The following is a 16,605-nucleotide window of genomic DNA, read 5'->3' as shown; positions in this document are numbered from 1 at the left end:
CAGGACATCCTACCAATTAACAGCAAGGGGTGACAAATGTCCCTAACTTCTACATTCATTCTAAGGTGATATTTAGAAAAGGAGACATTGATTATTTTTTTAAACTTCGTCTCGCGGCATGGAGAACATTTTTCATTAGCATAACCACTGTTAAAGGCCCAACTCCGCCCGGCACCGGGGTAATATAGGAAGCCTTTTCTTTTACTTTTTCAAAATCTACATCCCCGCACAGTTTACCTTCCACTCTATTTATTCCTACGTCAATGACGATTGCTCCCTCTTTCACCATATCCTCGGTAACGAAATTCGGTTTACCCACTGCAACTACCAGAATATCGGCGCTTCTCATGTGAGCTTTTAGATCTCTTGTTTTTGTGTGGCAAACAGTAACCGTTGCGTCATTGTTAATCAGCAAAACCATAAGTGGTCTACCCACGATTTTACTCCTATTCACGATTACAACGTCTTTACCCTTCACATCTATGTTACTTCTCCTAAGCATCTCTAGAATACCTGCCGGAGTATTCGCAACAAATCCCTCCTGCTTTAGAAGTAATTTGCCAGCACTAACGGGGTGTAATCCGTCTACATCCTTTTCGGGAGAAATGGCTGAGATTACATTGTTTTCATCCAGGTGCTTTGGAAGTGGAAGCTGAACCAAAATTCCATGTATTTTATCATCCTCGTTCAGTCTCTTGATAAGATTTATTAAGTCCTTCTCTTCGACCGTGTCTGGAAGTAGGTAATCCTCAAAATGAAAAGTCACACGGCTACAAGCCTTCCTCTTAATGTTTACATAGATTTGAGACCCAGGATCGCTCCCCACGAGAATTACAGCTAAACCTGGTGTCACACCATGTTTTTCAATGAGTTCCTTGGTTTCCTCAATAATCTCTTCTTCTATACTGTCCGCGATTTTCTTACCATCGATTATCGTCGCTACCATTTACCAATTAGACCTCCACGGTGAGTTTTGCCGAATAGTTTTTAAAGTTGACGTTTATGTTGTTTTCCTTATTCTAATACAAGGAGGAAACTGAGATTAACATTGCTATTACCATTGACTTGGATCGGGACTGTCCTATGCCTGTTAAAGGAACTAAACATGCTGTTAGTGATATTCTAATATCTGACCTTAATCGGAAAAGCGATGCCGTCTTCGACTCCACGGTGAAAGGACTGAGAAAAACATTAGAACTTTTAAAAGATTTTGATATAAAAGCCACATTCTTCATCGAAGCCAGAACTCTGATGTACCTCAAAGAGCAGCAAAGCAAACTCGTAAAACCGTTATTAAATAATGAGATATGTTGCCACGGAATGGATCACGAGGATTTAACAGGCCAAATAAATGGTGTGAAAATCGATTACAATCAACAGATGAAAATCTTGAAAGAAGCTACACAAACAATTAAGAACATATTAAATGTGGAGCCCAAAGGATTCAGAGCACCCTACCTGAAAATAAACTCCGACACCATTAAGGCACTAACCGAACTCGGATACCTATACGACTCATCAGTGATTGTGGAAACAATTGAACCCCCGTTTCCGTACCGCATAACAAATGAACAAAATAATATAGTAGAAGTTCCTGTCCCAGTTTATCCAAAAAAATCTGGAAAAATGACGCTCTACACTTGGGCGCTCTTCGAGAAACAAAGAAACCTAGACGAATATGAGAAAATCATAAGGACCTACAGGGAGAAAGACAAAGGAGGATTACTTCAAATCTCTTTTCACCCGTGGCATCTGGCTTATCTCATAAGAGAAAAAAGAGTTCTCAAGAAAAAAGAAATCGAAGAAAACATGAATGAACTTAAAAAAATATTTACCCTATTAATTGAGGACTATAACAAAATGTATACAATAAGCGAGTACTTAAATGAAATAGAAATTTAATTTTTTAGTTTGTAAAATTTGGAACTAAATACTATCCATGCTATTTAAAAACCTACTCGCTATAATTTATTGCTTTTAGAGAAATTTTTATTAATGTCTTGTCGGGTTAATATGAAAATATTAATGTTAGTAAAGTTCGGGCAACATTAAATAATGCGAAAAGCTAATAACTAGAAAAAACATGCTTAGAAGTCAACATTTGGAGAGAAAAGAAAATGTCTAGAGACAAGGTATATGGTGCATTAATATTCCTTATTGCCGTAATTATCATCCTCTGGTACACATGGTGGACCCTATACTTCGGAGTCTGGATTGGAACACAGGTAGACAATGGAGCAACAGCAATGCAATTGCTGCTAGCACTTTCAGGTAACCCTTCCGCAGCAATCGGCACCCACGCTCTAATGCTTATGCAATATTGGTCAGCGGGACTATTAACTTGGATACCAGTCCCACCAAGATTTCTATCTGTAGCGATACCCATCTGGCTAGCGGTCACATTAATTCTAGTTATCGCAGCCTGGATTGGATACACAATGATGACTACTCCACCACCCGTACCTCTAGAAGAGCTTGAGAAAGCCGAGGAAGAGGAAGAAGAAGAAGAAGAAAAAACAAAGACGAAGAAAAAATAAACAGAAAGTAAAAGAATTTCAACGGACCAAAGGAGGCAATAAGGACTTTTTGATCCTATTTTTTTTATTATATAACTAGATGACGCCCTATCTGTGATTTTAACTTGACTACTTTCTATAGTGTTTTTTGTAAGAACTCAGCTACTATTTTTCCTAGTTCATTTTCATAATTCCAATAAAAGTGGTCTGCTCCCTGTAGGATTCTTTTTTCTTTGGGCGCAGAAAGGTCTTTGTAGAAGTCTTCGAATTCATTTTCGGGTGTAAATTGATCCATATCCCCAATAATTAGTAATTTTGGTTTTGTACAATTTTTTAAATAGTTGAATTCGAAGAATGTTAAAGGGGGAGAGATTCCTACTAGTGCCTTGATGTTTTCGTTATTGTTTAGAGCTGCCAGTCCCACAAAGGCGCCAAAGGAGTAACCGGTTAGCGCTATTCTTTTATGGTCTATTTCATCTCTTTGAAGAAGAAACTCCAGCGCTGCTTTTGTATCATCCTGCTCTTTTATCCCTTCGCCAAATTTCCCTTCGCTATTTCCTACACCACGGAAGTTAAATCTTAAAGCAGCAATTTGATTTTTAACCAGATGTATACAGACACCCATAACTACGTTATTGTACATTTCGCCTCCATAAAGTGAATGTGGGTGACAAACAATAGATGCCGGAAAAGGCCCATATCCTTCAGGAAGTTCGAGATAGCCTTCTAGGACTAGTTCTCCGCTCTTAAAATCTACCGCAGGCATTACAGTAATCTCCTACCTGTTCTACAAAGCGTTTATAACGAGAAATATTAATGAATTCAGTTATAGCTTAGGGGGGTTATAAAAATTTTCTCTTTTATAAAATATTTCAGGTAAAAGTTATGAGTAATTATGAGAAAATTTTTTAAATGTTATTATGTGAAAAGACTTTTATTTACATTAGTAAAGATTTTAAAATAGTATAACAAGGGTGGAACCTCAAATGGATAGAGAGAAAGCCTTTAACCTCACCGAGAGGCAAATTCAAATTCTGAAAAAGATGCATGAAAACGGTAAAAATATGCGGGTTTGCTCCATTTATAAGAATCAAACCTCACTAGCTAAAGATATGGGAATAACAAGACAGGGCCTTAGCAACCACCTCAGAAAACTTCGAGATAATGATTACATTAGAACTGGGAGAGGATTCATCGATCTCACAAGTAAGGCCCTAAGCACTCTTGGAGAATCAGACATTGATGCTTTTGTGTTCATGAAGGTTTTTCCACAAAAAAGAGTTAAAGCATATGAGCAAATAAAAAAAGCTGGTGCTATTAGACTCTTTCGAGTAACAGGTACTGTTGACATTATTGCTGAAGTTACTCAGTCTAAACTTGATAAATTCTTAAAAATGGTTTCGGAAATTGAGGGTATTGAAGAAACAAGTGCCCATATTGTCCTTGAAACAATAACCTAATTCCAAAAAAGAGTTTATTAGCGTCTAATTCTTTTATTGTAATCCCTGTTCATTTATTATTCTCGTTACGTCAGACGGGGTCTCGGCTATGTAAATGCCAGCCTTTTTAAAAGCTTTTATCTTACCCGTCGCAGATCCTCCTCCACTTGATATTATTGCGCCTGCATGTCCCATTGTTTTTCCAGGAGGCGCGGTTTTTCCTGCAATAAAGGCGATTATTGGTTTTTCATACTTTGTTTTTGCAATGAACTCCGCAGTTTCCTCTTCCATGGTGCCGCCTATTTCACTAACAAGTACTATGACACTAGTTTGTGAATCTTCCCTAAATATTTCAAGAACTTCAATATAGGATAGCCCAGTAATCTTATCCCCACCTATTCCCAAGCATGTTGATTGACCTTGCTTTGCGTTGGTTAACTTTGACGCTATCTCATAGGTAAGAGTACCAGATCGACTAACTAGACCCACATTTCCTTTAATAAATAAATGCCTTGGCATAATTCCCATTTTGCATTGGTTGGGAGTAATGATACCAGGAGTGTTTGGCCCTATTATGGTGACATTTTTCCTTTTTGCTTCTTCTAATAGTATCATGGAGTCATGTACCGGAATACCCTCAGAAATTACCACTATTGGGCTTAATGAATGCTCTATAGCCTCCAGAATCGCTTCCTTACAGAATCTTGCTGGAACAAATACTATCGATGCGTTTGCATCATGATGGGACAAAGCATCCTCAACCGAACCATAAACAGGTACGCCGTGAATTTCTTCCCCGCTCTTACCAGGAGTTACACCCGCAACAATTTTTGTTCCATACTCTAACATGAGTTTAGTGTGAAAACTACCCTGGTATCCAGTTATACCCTGCACGATTACTCTAGTATTCTTATCCACTAGTATCGGTATTTAACTTCCCCCTCGATATTTCCACAGCCTTTTGAGCTGCCTCCTCCATACTATTGTATGATTTTATTCCAATGCTTTTCAGGAGTTCCCTTCCTTCTTCTTCGTTTGTTCCTACCATTCTAACTACAAGAGGTTTCCTCGATGAAAACTCATTGAGAGTATTAATTATCCCCATTGCCACCTCATCGCAGCGTGTTATACCGCCTAAGACGTTTATGAAAATCGTTTTCACCTTTTGGTTTTTGAGCAATATTCTTAATGCTGCTGAGACATTATTTCTTGTGGCGCCTCCGCCCAGATCAAGGAAATCTGCAGGTTTTCCACCATAGAGACTAACAATATCCATAGTAGCCATGGTAAGACCCGCACCGTTTCCCACTATCCCAATATCTCCCTCCAACTCCACATAACTTAGTCCTTCTTGGAGTGCTATGGACTCTGATTCAGAGCCCAAGGCTATTCGGCCTGTTTTAAATTCAGGGTGTCTAAAGAGGGCGTTATCATCTATGATAAGCTTCGCGTCAACGGCTATAAATTCGCCACTTTTCGTTTTAACCAGGGGGTTCAACTCAACAAGTTCTCCATCATAATTAACCATAATTTCCCACAATTTTTTTAGATATAATGAAACCTCTACAAGTTCGCTTCCTTCAAGTCCTATCTTTTCAATCAGGTTTTTGGACTCCCAATCTCTCATTCCAACTATGGGATCAATGTGTTTTTTGTGTATTCTTTCCGGATTTTTAGTTGCTACCTTCTCAATATCTACTCCGCCATATTTACTAGCTATGGCGACTGGCTTCTTAGCAGAACGGTCTACCGTTATTCCAATATACAACTCGTCTTCAAAATCGATCTTCTCCTCTATTAGAATCTTTTCAACTTTAAGGTTTTCTAACCGTGTGCTAAGGAGCTCAGCTGCCCTATTACCGGCTTCTTGAGGTTTTTCGGCAAACTTTATTCCCCCCAATTTTTTTCTGCCCCCAATGGAAATTTGTGCTTTAACCACAACCGGCCCCCCTAAACTCTCCGCTATTTTAACCGCTTCTTTAGGTGAATCTGTAACTGAACCCCTAGGCGTAGGGATACCATACTCCTGTATTATTTTTTTACATTCATACTCAATAAGTCGCAATGGTTATCATCCGCCAAAACTGTTTTTTAAACATTAAAAACATATATAAAATTTTACGGTTTAAATCATTTAACTTTTAAATAAGGTTATTTGATTCTAACTTGAGTTTATGAAATGGTAACACAGCATATTATTTTTTGAACTATAACAATAAGACAGAAAATCTTACCAACTTTTTTAAGGATTGAATATAAATAGGAGGACTGTTTTAATTTTTAGAGAAAAAGCTTAAAAGCGTTTTCCGTCTTCAAAAGGACAGTGCTAATCATTCAGGTCAGGTGAATACCTTGCCCATAGGAGACCCAGATAAAAGAAGGATTGCAGCAGAGCATTTACTATATGTTAAAATATGTAGAAAGTGCTATGCGCGAAACCCTATATCAGCGACCAAGTGCCGCAGATGTAAAAGTAAAAGACTTCGACTCAAGAAACGGCAAACAACAAAGAAGTAGACCAGTTTTTAGATTTTATAATAATTTCACTATTCTTATAGATTATTTTAGTAAGTCCATTTTTTGGAGAAAAATGGTTGTTGCGTATTATAAATGTCGTAATTTCTATGCCATCCATTTTTAGATTTTGAAGAATCCTCTGATTAAGTCGACATCACGTATTAAACCACTGAGATTTCCTTTTGCGTCGGTAACAGGTAATTGGCTTAAATCAAACTTTCTCATCTTTTTTGCACAGTCATCAAAGCTTGTAAGTTCTGATACCGTCTCTACATTTTTGGTCATCACTTCTTTAATAGGCTTATTAGGCAAACGCAGTATTTTGGTGGTGATATGAAAGACGTCGCCAGAATCCCAACTCCAATCAGTACCCTCACTAGAAGCGGATATACTGGACACTTTTTCCTCAGAAACAACCTCACTCAAATGCACAAAATCAGAGTAGTCAATTATACCAGACAGATTTGAATTGTCATCCAGTACGGGTAATAAATTTACTCTAGAAAGGTTCATAATTTTAAAAGCTACAGGAACAGGGGTGGCTTCCCAAACTGTAATGAGCTCTTTTTTGACATAGTCTTTTATTGGCCCCGATTCTTTTTCCATTGCGATTGCTTTTCTAACCACATCGGATACTGAAACTAGTCCCACCAGTTCTTTACCATCCTTAGTTACGGGAACATGTCGCAGATTATTTTCTAACAATATTTTAACAAGTTCTTTTATTGGTGTCTCCTTAGAAACCGTTATGGGATCTCTACGCATTAATAACGCAATTTGGCTTTCTTCCGGTTTTTCCATAAAATTTCTCTCAGAAATAGTGCCCACAACTTCCTTACTGCCTTTCTTGACCACCGGTAGGAATGATTTTCCACTCTCCCTCATAACATGGAGCGCATCATCTCTTGTTCCAGGAACAGTCACGTATGGTATTTTTTCTTCCATGATGTCTTGAACTTTCAAAACCTACACTACCTCCGTGCTAAATTCAAAGCCACACCCAAATCCTATTCTACTTTATTATTATTCTCCTCTATTATATATAACCTTTCCAAAACTAGGATTAATCTTAAAATATTAATTATCTCACCTTCATTTAAATATATTCAACTATTCCCAAAATTGAGCTTTAAAGGCTATTTTTATAACTCCCTTACCGCCATTATAATGCTCTACTAAAATATATATGAATGCTATTATAAATAATTTATAGTCCCTAAAAAAGAGATTTGAATAGTTTAAATTTAATATTAGGCTTAATGCTAAGAAAGGTGACAGCTAATTCTTATTAATTATTGAAATATAAAGTAACATGAAAAATATTATAGCATTTAATTACCATCATTCAAGTGTAATAGCTTGAGTTCATCAACATAATGCTCAATCAAAGCGGGAAACTTTCAACAGAACTTCACTTAATTAAAAAGCATTCTCGGAGATACGAGGTGGTTTGATGGAAATTAGAGAGTTTCAACAATTGATGCATGATCTTTATTTTGAAAATGATAAAAAGAGAGGAAGGCTAGGCAACTTTATTTGGCTCGTAAGTGAAATCGGAGAACTCGCACGTGTTCTCAGAGATGGAAATGAGGAAAAAATAAAAGAAGAAGTTGCTGATGTTTTCGCCTGGCTTGCAAGCCTTGCCAACGTGCTAAACATCGATTTGGAAGAAGTGGTTAAAAAGAAATACCCTGGAAAGTGCCCTAGGTGTAAGAATAACCCTTGCAAATGTAATTTTAGACTCTAAAAAGTTTAAAGTTCCAATATCTAAATTAATCTAAAAGCGTGAAAAGCTCCCTTATTTTGAAAATAATTAATTTTTCTATAATAAAAGATAATACGCATCGGCATTTTAGACAAAGCATGAAAACCTGGAGTTTTTCATAGCAATAAAAATGAAAATTGTGAAAAACCCGTACAACTTTAACTCCAGAAAACATTTTTATATATGTGATTCTTAAAGAAGGGTTTAGGAGGAAAACAATTGTCGAAAGTGAAAAAAAGAAGAGCAAGGGATCAAGCTCCTATGCCCGTGGCAGGTGCAGGTCTTATACGATTCTTTGATGAGGAAACCGTAGGGCCAAAGATTGGACCTAGTATAGTTGTTATTATGTGTGTTGCGGTTATTGTTGTTATCATACTTTCCTTGTATTTTGCTTCCCCGAATCCAAATATTCCAGGTCTTCCGCAATTCTAAAAAAATAGTAATCGAGTAGACTAGGGGATTTGAGGAAATTATTTCAACTTTTATTCGTTTTCTATATTTTTGTTCGGGTCGCAGGGTGTGAAGACCATTAGGCCTCCGGTTCTGAGGTTTTCTAGTTCTTTTTCGGTTAGCTCCTCTATTTTTACTTGGTTTTGGTCTTTTGTTATTATCATACTGTTCCCGAATGGGTCTTCTATTATTAGTGTGAAGGGTATTTCTGCGGATTGTGCCTTTTTTATTTTTTCTATGGCCATTTCGCAGTTCTTCTTTTCATCTTCCAATTCCACCCATTTGCTGGCGATTTCCGCGATGTCCAATATTTTGATTATAACGCCCTCCACATTGGTAATAAATGATTGAGCGGCTGGTCCCGGCTCAATTAGGGTACCTAATTCGGGAATTCTGATTGTTCCTGTAGAGGCTCTGATTACGCGTGCAGTTAGATCTTTCTCGTTTTTAATTTCGTAAGTGCATCTAATTGGTTTACCATACCGAGTATTTAAGAAATCGTTGATACTATACCCACATGAGGGGCAGTAAAATCTTACCAGAAATATTTCGCTGAAATAAGGAATGTTCAAACTTGTTAAGGAACTCTCTAAAGTATTTTTTCCACATACCGGGCATTCTGATTTTTCTTCCACGGGTATCACCAAATCGGTCTTGTGTCAATAATCCCAACTCTAAAACTTTTTTAATACGGGGGATAACTAATCGTCAAAAAACAATAAGAGGTATTAGACTTATGCTTTTCTCCTTCATCCTTCTTATCAGACTTTTATGAAACAACCCATATAATCTCCCCAAAAGGTTATAAATTATTATGAATCGGGGTAGAGTTTTTAAATTAAGAATTATCCTCTTTTCTTCTTTACTTTTGACAATAACATTTTTGTTTCTTCTTGGGGATTTGCTTCTTTGATATCGGTTATGTTTAATTCTAATAATTGTGAAAATTCGTTATATACGACCCTTCCAATAGTTATAATTTCTTTTCCTTCTACCTCAGGAGCTTTAACCTTTATCGGTTCCGTTTGATCGCTAGCCTTCTTTATTAACTCGTTTGCTTTCTCTGGGGGCATGCCCAATATTTTTTGAGCTGCATCCGCCATAAAATTCCCTCGAATCGTCCCTGTACCGTCATCTAAAACACCGCTAAACATATATCGGATAGCAGGTTCTTCTACTGTACCACAATCCTTGCATGCCCATTCATCATTAACCCTTTCAACTTTCTTTGCACATATTGGGCAAGCTTCATAAACCGGTTTTCTCTGGTAGAGTTGAATCAGAGTCGCTCTGACCTCAACAATCTGGTTTTTTTCTAACTCCGCTATATTTTTCCTCGTAAAGCCTTTTGCTTTGGGTTTAACATCGAGTTTAACATCGGGAATTTCGATTTCAGCGGGATTTAACTCCATATTAGAAAATCGACCTAAATGCACTTCGACTTCTCCTTGTAAACCAGGACGAGTGTATGCTTTCTGTATTTTTACAGTACTGCCTTCAGTAAGACCACTTAGACTTTCTATGTGGTCATCCCACGCCACCACCCTTACTCCCGCAGTGTCATCTGCGATTGTGAAGGGAATCATTCTTCCGCTTGATCCATCTTTCCTGGTGAATTCTCTTAGGTCAGAAACGCTAACCACACGCCCCTCTATGTTAACGCTTCTCATATCTGGTTCCAAATCTTTTATCTTGACAGATATTTCTTGGGTTTGCGGGGTAACCTCAACATCAATCTTAATATCAGGATTTATAGTAACTTTTGTTAATTTACCTAGGTGAATTTCCGGCTCATCTCTTAACCCAACTCGGGTATATCCACCTTCTATTTTGATGGTATCTCCCTCACTAAGTCTCTCAGCTATTTCAACCTGATTATCCCAAAAAACAGTTCTTATTCCCCCGGTTTCGTCTACTAGAGTTATATTGCAGACTCTTCCAGGACTACCATCTGGTCTTGTGAATTCTGAGGTGGGAGAAAGCCTTTGAACCACGCCCACCGTGTCAACACTCAACATATTCGGCTCGATTTCGCTTATCTTTATTACTCTAGATTTTGCCTTAGGGTAATCGCTCGCCTTTACATCTTTGGGCTCTACCTCTATCCTTCCTCGGTATCCTAACTGTAGCTCGGGATTACCTCTCAGCCCCTCCTTTACGTATCCATAGAATATGCGAATAATCTGCCCCTCTTTAATCTTACCTTTACTTATGTTTTCTGCGTGGTCACCCCATAAGACGACTCTAATTTCTCCAGATTTATCGGCAAGTATAATACTGGCCATTTTCCCCTTTCTTCCATCTTTTGAGGTAAATTCTCTGGGAGAAAATGTGCGAGTAACCCTTCCAGTAATTGTGACGTTTCTCATATCTAAGGAAATGTCCTTAATTTCAAGCGAGGGCTTCTTATAACTAATATCCTCAAAGACGTCTAATCCCAACTCTTTTGCTACAAGGTGAGCCGCCCCCTCATCTGTAAGTAATCCACCCATCTTATTCTTTTTTGCACTGATACGTTTTAAAGCATCTTCACGTGAAATATTACCTTCATTAACGATTTTATCCAATATTTCTTCAAATCTTGATTCCAAATTCTTCCCTTCTTAGTATACCAAACAACTTTGTAAAGCAAAATAGTAAACAGAAATTAGACACGATTCCAATAATTAAGAGGTGTACACTAGATTCTTTTACTATGTTCATCTTATTCATTTATACAAGACTCCATTATCCATTTTTTTGTAAGGTATTTATTCTATTGTTCTTCATATTCAAACTAAATGGAGTACATAAATTAGTTTAATAATTTCTACTTTTATTATAAAAATTGTACCTATAAACTAAACGCATCACTTTTTAGATAAACTCGGTTAATTTTTTTGAAGAAGTTAATCTTAGAACTTCGGCACATGTTTTAGGACTCAGAGTCTTGAATTCAAGCCCACTAGATTTCATCATTACTGATGCCTCTTTTGAAATGCCGGGCGCGGCTAGCATGCCTCTAACCAATTTTCCTCCACTCTTTCTTTTTACGTCTTCAAGATACTTTAAAAGCTGCACCACATCCTGAACCTGAGCCCTCTTCCTCTTCAATTCTATAATCAATATTCTTCCTTGACTATCGATACCATACAAATCAACAAAGCCCTGGTCAACCACTTTTTCTTTCAAAATAGGTTTAAATTCTTCTTCAATAAGTTCGGGTTTTGCTAAAATAGCCTTCTGCATGTCTTCCTCGCTTCCAAACATGATAAACTCTGCATCATCATTAAGATTCAAAGCAAGAATGCTAAAGAGTTTTAAGAATAATATTTCAATTGATTCCCGGGGTTTCTTCCTGATGGCTTTAAGAAGCAAACCCTTCTTAGTGTATTTGGTTTGAAAAATACATCCGGGAGGCTGCCAATTCACAGGTTGAGAATCCCAAGCTCTATGGACAAGAAAACTACCATCTTTCTTGATAAGTACTATACGCTCCCCTAAACCCAGCTCTGAACTTGCACGCCCCTTATATTCTATAATACAACTGCCTATGATTATTAGCGCTCGATTTTTATTGAGTGCATCTTTAATAGTTTCAACCGCTTTTACAGGGTCTACATTGCTAAAGTATTCAACGGGTTGTGGTTCACTCATAAAAAACACCATCAACAATTATTTATTTATGTAAAACAATAAAAGAAATTCGCTATGAAGCCTAAAAACTCTTCAAAAAGTAAGATGTTTCTCTACGACCAGACAGCCTGGATCTATGATCAAAGATATAGGGAAATCCAAGAAGAAAAATATAGGTCAATATTTTCCAGAATAACGCTTAAAAAAGGAGAGCTAACTCTTGATGCTGGCTGCGGTACAGGTCTGCTTCTAGAAAAATTTTCATCGAAACAAAGGGTAATAGGCATAGATTTTTCTATGGAAATGATAAGAATCGCAAAAAATAGAATTAGAAATTCTAACCTTATTCAGGCGGATTTAAACAGTCTACCATTTAAAGACAAAACTTTTAGTAAGGTGTTTGGAGTAACTGTTCTTCAAAACCTAAAACGACCTCAAAAAGCGGTAAAAGAAATTGCAAGAATAATTCAGAAAAGAGGATTAGTGATTCTTTCCACTCTTAGCAAAAGAGCAAACAGGAAGAAAATCCGAGAATTAATTGAAAAAGAGGGGTTAAAAGAAAAGGAAATCTACGAAGTAAGCGAAGATATAGTTATAATAGCTCATAAAAATGCACCATCCATAGAATAATTTATTCTATGAATATTAGAGCAAAATGTTAAATCTTTAGACAAAACATTAATAATCTTTTTGTCTAGTTCGTGAACGTAGTTAATACTGTAAACCCTGCGGGTAAAAGGCAGTGTGAATGAAAAATTTTGAGGCCTGAAATTGGTTTTAAAACCCGATTTTGATCTTCACATTCACTCGAAGTGGTCAGACGGCATTATGACCTGCCGAGAAGCCGTAGAGTACGCTGTTTCTAAGGGTATACGTGTACTGGGTATTTCTGATCACTTCTCTACGGATCCTGAAAAAAATCCCAGAATAGCTAGGAGACTACCGGACTACTATGAAGAGATTAGATCCCTAGGAGAGGAGTTTGGAAAACAAATCAGTGTAAAGGCCTCTTTAGAAGTTGACGCACGAACTTACGATTTCTTATCCGAGAAATCCATAAAAGTCCTGACTAGTCAAGATTTTGATTATTATTTATTTGAATACGTAACAGACCCCTACAGCTATTACCCAATTGAAACCAGAGACCCCGTAATAATCATTTCAAAAATTAAGCAGTTTAAAGAATTACTCTCAGATTCCTGCCCAGTAGGGATAGCACACATGGAAGTACGTTATTTAAAAGATGACAAATTGCACAAAGTTATTAATGATTTGGCAGAGGCAGAACTATTTGTGGAATTAAACAGCAGCAAGGGTAATTACAAACATGAAAAATTCATACCCATAATTCAAAGGGAGGACATCAAACTCTCCATTGGATCTGACGCACATATAAAAACCCGTATAGGAGACATAGAATACCCCCTAAAAATTCTTGAAAGATACAACGCAACAAACCGTTTAATATTCCTTAAAGAGTTAATATGAGTTTTTAACAGAATCTCCTAAAATCCTATAAACTTCTCTAGCAATCATTAGTTCCTCATTAGTCTTTTTAACCTTTACAAGCACCTTAGACGTCTCACTAGAGATTATTTCTTGATTTGAAAAGTTCCTTTTTTCTTCAAGTTCGGCTCCCAGATAGGAAAGTGATTCTACCACTCTTTTTCTAATTCTCCACTCATTCTCGCCAATACCCCCAGTAAATATTAATTGGTCTAAACCACCCAAAACCGAAATGTAAGCACCAATATATTTTACGAGGCGATAAATAAAAACATCAATGGCTAGTTTTGCCTCCGCTCTATCCGAAGCTACAAGTTCCCTTATATCATTACTCTCCATTGACAAACCCAATAACCCAGACTTCTCATTAAACATCTTATCAAGTTCATGTGGGCTAAATCCTTGATTTAAAAGAAATAAAATAATCCCAGGATCCAAATCGCCTGTTCGGGTACCCATTACTAAACCTTCAAGAGGGGTAAGACCCATACTAGTATCGACACACCTACCATTTTTTATTGCCGCTATCGATGCACCATTACCCAAGTGGCATGAAATTACCCTCCCCGGCTCGTTGAAGGAAACAAACATATGTGAAATTCCATGGAAACCATAGCGTCTAATAGAATATTTTTCAATAATTTCCCTAGGAAGAGCATAGGTGTAAGCAACTGGGAGCATGCTTTGATGAAAAGCGGTATCAAAAACAGCAATTTGGGGAACCCCAAAAGAATTGCAAGCCTTTATAACAGCTAATTCAGGAGGATTATGTAAAGGAGCGAGAGGCGAGGCCCTCTCAATTTTTTCTAACACATTTACGTTAATCAGTTTACTTTCCGTAACATCTAAGCCGTGTACCACCCTATGTCCAATAGCCTTAATAGGAAAGTTTTTAGTTTCAAAATATTTTTTAATGAACCTAATTCCTTCTTCATGATTGTCTACTTTTACAGATTCTTTTTGACCATTATGATAAAATACTGGTTTATCACCAATCCTATCAATCAAACCGCTCTCAATCTCAACCTCCCCCTCAAAAATTTTGTATTTTATTGTGGAAGAACCAACGTTCAAAACCAGTATCATATACTCGCCTCGAAATTAAAAAGGTCCACATATTGAAATTAATGATTTTATTACAATCAAGAGATTAGATGAATTAAAAAATACATAAAAATTATGATTTATAAAAATGAATTTTTCAAGCCTGTTAAGATTTAATTTAATGGTAATGCGTTTTGAAAAATAACAAAATCAACTAGAATATTTAATAAATTATTTACTTAGCCCCCTACCCAAATAATTAAACGAATCTATGAAAAGCCCTCAGATAAAAAACCCGGTTATAACTTAGAGTTCACCACCAGGCATAATGACAATACCACGATTCCCTATCTCAATGGGATATACTTTTAGACTATGACTCGAAAAACGTAGCTTGCGGACCACTAGACTGCGTCGCAGTTCACCGTTCTCTTCATTTAGATATAGCACTATGATACCCTGTGCTATGAATTCCTCTACGTGGTATCTTGAGTAACCGTTTTTTCCGGTTATTTCACTGGTCATTAGGCTTGTTGTTTGCAGTTCTCCTAGGAGTGATGCGAGTTTGAATATGGCGTTTCTGATCGCGGTTTGGGATTCAAATCTTATTCCAAGACCACTGAGTGAGTCTATGGCTATTCTTTGGGCGTCTATTTGCTTTGTTGCTTTGTAGATTTCTTGAGCTAGTGTGCTGATGTCAAAACCTCTTCTTAGAGTATATGGTTCTGTAGTTGGTAATCCGGCTTTGCTTGATGCGGCGTCAACGATTATGAGTTTGTTTTCTTGCTCTAGTTTTTCAAAATCCCATCCAAATTGTTTGGCTTCTCTTCTTATTTCTCTAGGTTTTTCTTCCAGAGTTATAAAGATTCCTGGTTGGTCGTATTTGGCTGCTCCTGCATGGAGGAACTGCATGCAGCAAATTGTTTTTCCTGTTCCCGCTCCTCCGGATACGAGAATGTTTGTTCCTTTTACAAAGCCTCCATGTAGGATTCCATCCAATCCCGGTATTCCTGATTTTATCCTTTCTATCATTGTGTTCACCTTATTATGGCGGTATTGGACTAATGATCTCTTCACCTTTTAACAGATTTTGCAGTTCCCATACGTTAAGGTCCTGAATATCCGGATTAGACTGTAGATCTGATAGTATTTTTTCTAAATCTTGTTTTGAGCGTGCGAATATTACTGCATATAGAGAATTTCCGTGGTCGCCTGTTGCTAGGAATCTTACTTGGTTTGTTTTTTTGAGCTTATCCGCGATTTCTTTTGTTCTCTGCAGACTTATATCGGGGATTATATGCCCTCCAATGTTAATTCTCACTAGAGCACGTGCCCCATAACCTAATTTTTCTGCTGAAACTACGATGGTGAATTGGCGTATCACCTGATTTTCTAAGAGTTTTTTAACTCTAAAGTGTATCGTCGTATCTGGTACGTCCAGTTCCTTGGCTATTTGAGTGAATGGCACTCTTGAATTTTCTTGGAGTAGGGCTAGAATTTTTCTGTCCAAATCGTCTATTTCGATAAGCATTTACATATTCCCATTCCAGTTTTCACTTTTAACATACCATTTCTTTTCGATTTTTTAAATATTTTTTAAAATTTCTTGATTTATTGTAACGTCTTAGCGGAATAAAAGTTTTTCTGTGATTTTCGCAATTTTTTAACAAATTCATTAAGCAATCATTAACCATTTTTAGAATAATAGTAATTTTTTACTAGTTTAGAAAAATATATCTTAATTATTTAAAAG

Annotated in this window: 19 protein-coding genes; 8 read left to right on the top strand and 11 right to left on the bottom strand. The window is 37.0% G+C overall.

Annotated features, from left to right (window positions below; all coding sequences use genetic code 11):
* Nucleotides 1–91: 91 nt before the first annotated feature.
* On the bottom strand, nt 92–946 hold the full coding sequence (folD, locus tag ACUVXA_RS05125; RefSeq protein WP_445870167.1) for a bifunctional methylenetetrahydrofolate dehydrogenase/methenyltetrahydrofolate cyclohydrolase FolD: 855 nt from the start codon (nt 944–946) through the stop codon (nt 92–94).
* Nucleotides 947–1,083: 137 nt separating this feature from the next.
* On the opposite strand from folD, the gene ACUVXA_RS05120 reads away from it, so the two are divergent.
* Both ACUVXA_RS05120 and ACUVXA_RS05115 read left to right on the top strand, forming a co-directional pair.
* Nucleotides 1,084–1,902: a polysaccharide deacetylase family protein gene (locus ACUVXA_RS05120; RefSeq protein WP_445870166.1), complete on the top strand. Its 819-nt coding sequence runs from the start codon at nt 1,084–1,086 to the stop codon at nt 1,900–1,902.
* Between the two features lie 215 nt (nt 1,903–2,117).
* A complete protein-coding gene (locus ACUVXA_RS05115) occupies nt 2,118–2,537 on the top strand; it encodes a hypothetical protein (protein ID WP_445870165.1) in 420 nt (139 codons plus the stop codon).
* A gap of 115 nt (nt 2,538–2,652) precedes the next feature.
* Here the strand turns inward: ACUVXA_RS05115 and ACUVXA_RS05110 are convergent, their stop codons facing one another.
* The gene (locus ACUVXA_RS05110) at nt 2,653–3,282 is read right to left on the bottom strand and encodes an alpha/beta hydrolase (RefSeq protein ID WP_445870164.1); all 630 of its coding nucleotides are present in this window, start codon (nt 3,280–3,282) and stop codon (nt 2,653–2,655) included.
* Between the two features lie 220 nt (nt 3,283–3,502).
* Between ACUVXA_RS05110 and ACUVXA_RS05105 the strand changes: the two genes are divergently transcribed.
* Nucleotides 3,503–3,976 (top strand): AsnC family transcriptional regulator, encoded by a 474-nt coding sequence (locus ACUVXA_RS05105; protein WP_445870163.1) that lies wholly within the window; start codon nt 3,503–3,505, stop codon nt 3,974–3,976.
* 33 nt (nt 3,977–4,009) lie between these two features.
* On the opposite strand, the gene sucD is transcribed toward ACUVXA_RS05105, so the two are convergent.
* A complete protein-coding gene (sucD, locus tag ACUVXA_RS05100) occupies nt 4,010–4,873 on the bottom strand; it encodes a succinate--CoA ligase subunit alpha (protein WP_445870162.1) in 864 nt (287 codons plus the stop codon).
* Complete coding sequence (sucC, locus tag ACUVXA_RS05095; RefSeq protein ID WP_445870161.1) at nt 4,866–6,020, bottom strand: ADP-forming succinate--CoA ligase subunit beta; 1,155 nt, start codon at nt 6,018–6,020, stop codon at nt 4,866–4,868. The genes sucD and sucC overlap by 8 nt, the downstream gene beginning before the upstream one ends.
* A gap of 287 nt (nt 6,021–6,307) precedes the next feature.
* Between sucC and ACUVXA_RS05090 the strand changes: the two genes are divergently transcribed.
* Nucleotides 6,308–6,472: a 50S ribosomal protein L40e gene (locus ACUVXA_RS05090; RefSeq protein ID WP_445870160.1), complete on the top strand. Its 165-nt coding sequence runs from the start codon at nt 6,308–6,310 to the stop codon at nt 6,470–6,472.
* A 120-nt stretch (nt 6,473–6,592) separates the two neighbouring features.
* On the opposite strand, the gene ACUVXA_RS05085 is transcribed toward ACUVXA_RS05090, so the two are convergent.
* On the bottom strand, nt 6,593–7,435 hold the full coding sequence (locus tag ACUVXA_RS05085; protein ID WP_445870159.1) for a CBS domain-containing protein: 843 nt from the start codon (nt 7,433–7,435) through the stop codon (nt 6,593–6,595).
* 490 nt (nt 7,436–7,925) lie between these two features.
* Between ACUVXA_RS05085 and ACUVXA_RS05080 the strand changes: the two genes are divergently transcribed.
* Nucleotides 7,926–8,219: a MazG nucleotide pyrophosphohydrolase domain-containing protein gene (locus ACUVXA_RS05080; RefSeq protein ID WP_445870158.1), complete on the top strand. Its 294-nt coding sequence runs from the start codon at nt 7,926–7,928 to the stop codon at nt 8,217–8,219.
* Nucleotides 8,220–8,465: 246 nt separating this feature from the next.
* Nucleotides 8,466–8,669, top strand: a complete 204-nt coding sequence (locus ACUVXA_RS05075) for a preprotein translocase subunit Sec61beta (RefSeq protein WP_445870168.1) — start codon at nt 8,466–8,468, stop codon at nt 8,667–8,669.
* 50 nt (nt 8,670–8,719) lie between these two features.
* On the opposite strand, the gene ACUVXA_RS05070 is transcribed toward ACUVXA_RS05075, so the two are convergent.
* The 3 genes from ACUVXA_RS05070 to nucS all read right to left on the bottom strand — a co-directional run bounded on the left by ACUVXA_RS05070 (nt 8,720) and on the right by nucS (nt 12,323).
* The gene (locus ACUVXA_RS05070) at nt 8,720–9,322 is read right to left on the bottom strand and encodes a ZPR1 zinc finger domain-containing protein (protein ID WP_445870157.1); all 603 of its coding nucleotides are present in this window, start codon (nt 9,320–9,322) and stop codon (nt 8,720–8,722) included.
* A 210-nt stretch (nt 9,323–9,532) separates the two neighbouring features.
* Complete coding sequence (locus ACUVXA_RS05065) at nt 9,533–11,278, bottom strand: DUF2240 family protein (protein WP_445870156.1); 1,746 nt, start codon at nt 11,276–11,278, stop codon at nt 9,533–9,535.
* 265 nt (nt 11,279–11,543) lie between these two features.
* Nucleotides 11,544–12,323, bottom strand: a complete 780-nt coding sequence (gene nucS / locus ACUVXA_RS05060; protein ID WP_445870155.1) for an endonuclease NucS — start codon at nt 12,321–12,323, stop codon at nt 11,544–11,546.
* Nucleotides 12,324–12,377: 54 nt separating this feature from the next.
* On the opposite strand from nucS, the gene ACUVXA_RS05055 reads away from it, so the two are divergent.
* Complete coding sequence (locus ACUVXA_RS05055; protein ID WP_445870154.1) at nt 12,378–12,932, top strand: class I SAM-dependent methyltransferase; 555 nt, start codon at nt 12,378–12,380, stop codon at nt 12,930–12,932.
* Nucleotides 12,933–13,073: 141 nt separating this feature from the next.
* The gene (locus tag ACUVXA_RS05050; RefSeq protein ID WP_445870153.1) at nt 13,074–13,790 is read left to right on the top strand and encodes a PHP domain-containing protein; all 717 of its coding nucleotides are present in this window, start codon (nt 13,074–13,076) and stop codon (nt 13,788–13,790) included.
* Here the strand turns inward: ACUVXA_RS05050 and ACUVXA_RS05045 are convergent.
* From ACUVXA_RS05045 to ACUVXA_RS05035, 3 genes are all read right to left on the bottom strand, one after another.
* On the bottom strand, nt 13,782–14,894 hold the full coding sequence (locus tag ACUVXA_RS05045) for an acetate/propionate family kinase (RefSeq protein WP_445870152.1): 1,113 nt from the start codon (nt 14,892–14,894) through the stop codon (nt 13,782–13,784). The two genes, ACUVXA_RS05050 and ACUVXA_RS05045, sit on opposite strands and share 9 nt — an antisense overlap.
* 264 nt (nt 14,895–15,158) lie before the next feature.
* Nucleotides 15,159–15,884, bottom strand: a complete 726-nt coding sequence (locus ACUVXA_RS05040; protein ID WP_445870151.1) for an ATPase domain-containing protein — start codon at nt 15,882–15,884, stop codon at nt 15,159–15,161.
* Nucleotides 15,885–15,897: 13 nt separating this feature from the next.
* The gene (locus ACUVXA_RS05035) at nt 15,898–16,383 is read right to left on the bottom strand and encodes an Lrp/AsnC family transcriptional regulator (RefSeq protein WP_445870150.1); all 486 of its coding nucleotides are present in this window, start codon (nt 16,381–16,383) and stop codon (nt 15,898–15,900) included.
* Nucleotides 16,384–16,605 lie beyond the last annotated feature (222 nt).

This window comes from Candidatus Jordarchaeum sp., assembly GCF_052745115.1.
This window is presented reverse-complemented; position numbering and strand designations above follow the sequence as displayed.

What these genes read in the sequence shown, in the direction of transcription:
- folD (WP_445870167.1), bottom strand. Translation starts at nt 946, where the DNA reads ATGGTAGCGACGATAATCGATGGTAAGAAAATCGCGGACAGTATAGAA.
- ACUVXA_RS05120 (WP_445870166.1), top strand. Translation starts at nt 1,084, where the DNA reads ATGCCTGTTAAAGGAACTAAACATGCTGTTAGTGATATTCTAATATCT.
- ACUVXA_RS05115 (WP_445870165.1), top strand. Translation starts at nt 2,118, where the DNA reads ATGTCTAGAGACAAGGTATATGGTGCATTAATATTCCTTATTGCCGTA.
- ACUVXA_RS05110 (WP_445870164.1), bottom strand. Translation starts at nt 3,282, where the DNA reads ATGCCTGCGGTAGATTTTAAGAGCGGAGAACTAGTCCTAGAAGGCTAT.
- ACUVXA_RS05105 (WP_445870163.1), top strand. Translation starts at nt 3,503, where the DNA reads ATGGATAGAGAGAAAGCCTTTAACCTCACCGAGAGGCAAATTCAAATT.
- ACUVXA_RS05080 (WP_445870158.1), top strand. Translation starts at nt 7,926, where the DNA reads ATGGAAATTAGAGAGTTTCAACAATTGATGCATGATCTTTATTTTGAA.
- nucS (WP_445870155.1), bottom strand. Translation starts at nt 12,323, where the DNA reads ATGAGTGAACCACAACCCGTTGAATACTTTAGCAATGTAGACCCTGTA.
- ACUVXA_RS05055 (WP_445870154.1), top strand. Translation starts at nt 12,378, where the DNA reads ATGAAGCCTAAAAACTCTTCAAAAAGTAAGATGTTTCTCTACGACCAG.
- ACUVXA_RS05045 (WP_445870152.1), bottom strand. Translation starts at nt 14,894, where the DNA reads ATGATACTGGTTTTGAACGTTGGTTCTTCCACAATAAAATACAAAATT.
- ACUVXA_RS05040 (WP_445870151.1), bottom strand. Translation starts at nt 15,884, where the DNA reads ATGATAGAAAGGATAAAATCAGGAATACCGGGATTGGATGGAATCCTA.
- ACUVXA_RS05035 (WP_445870150.1), bottom strand. Translation starts at nt 16,383, where the DNA reads ATGCTTATCGAAATAGACGATTTGGACAGAAAAATTCTAGCCCTACTC.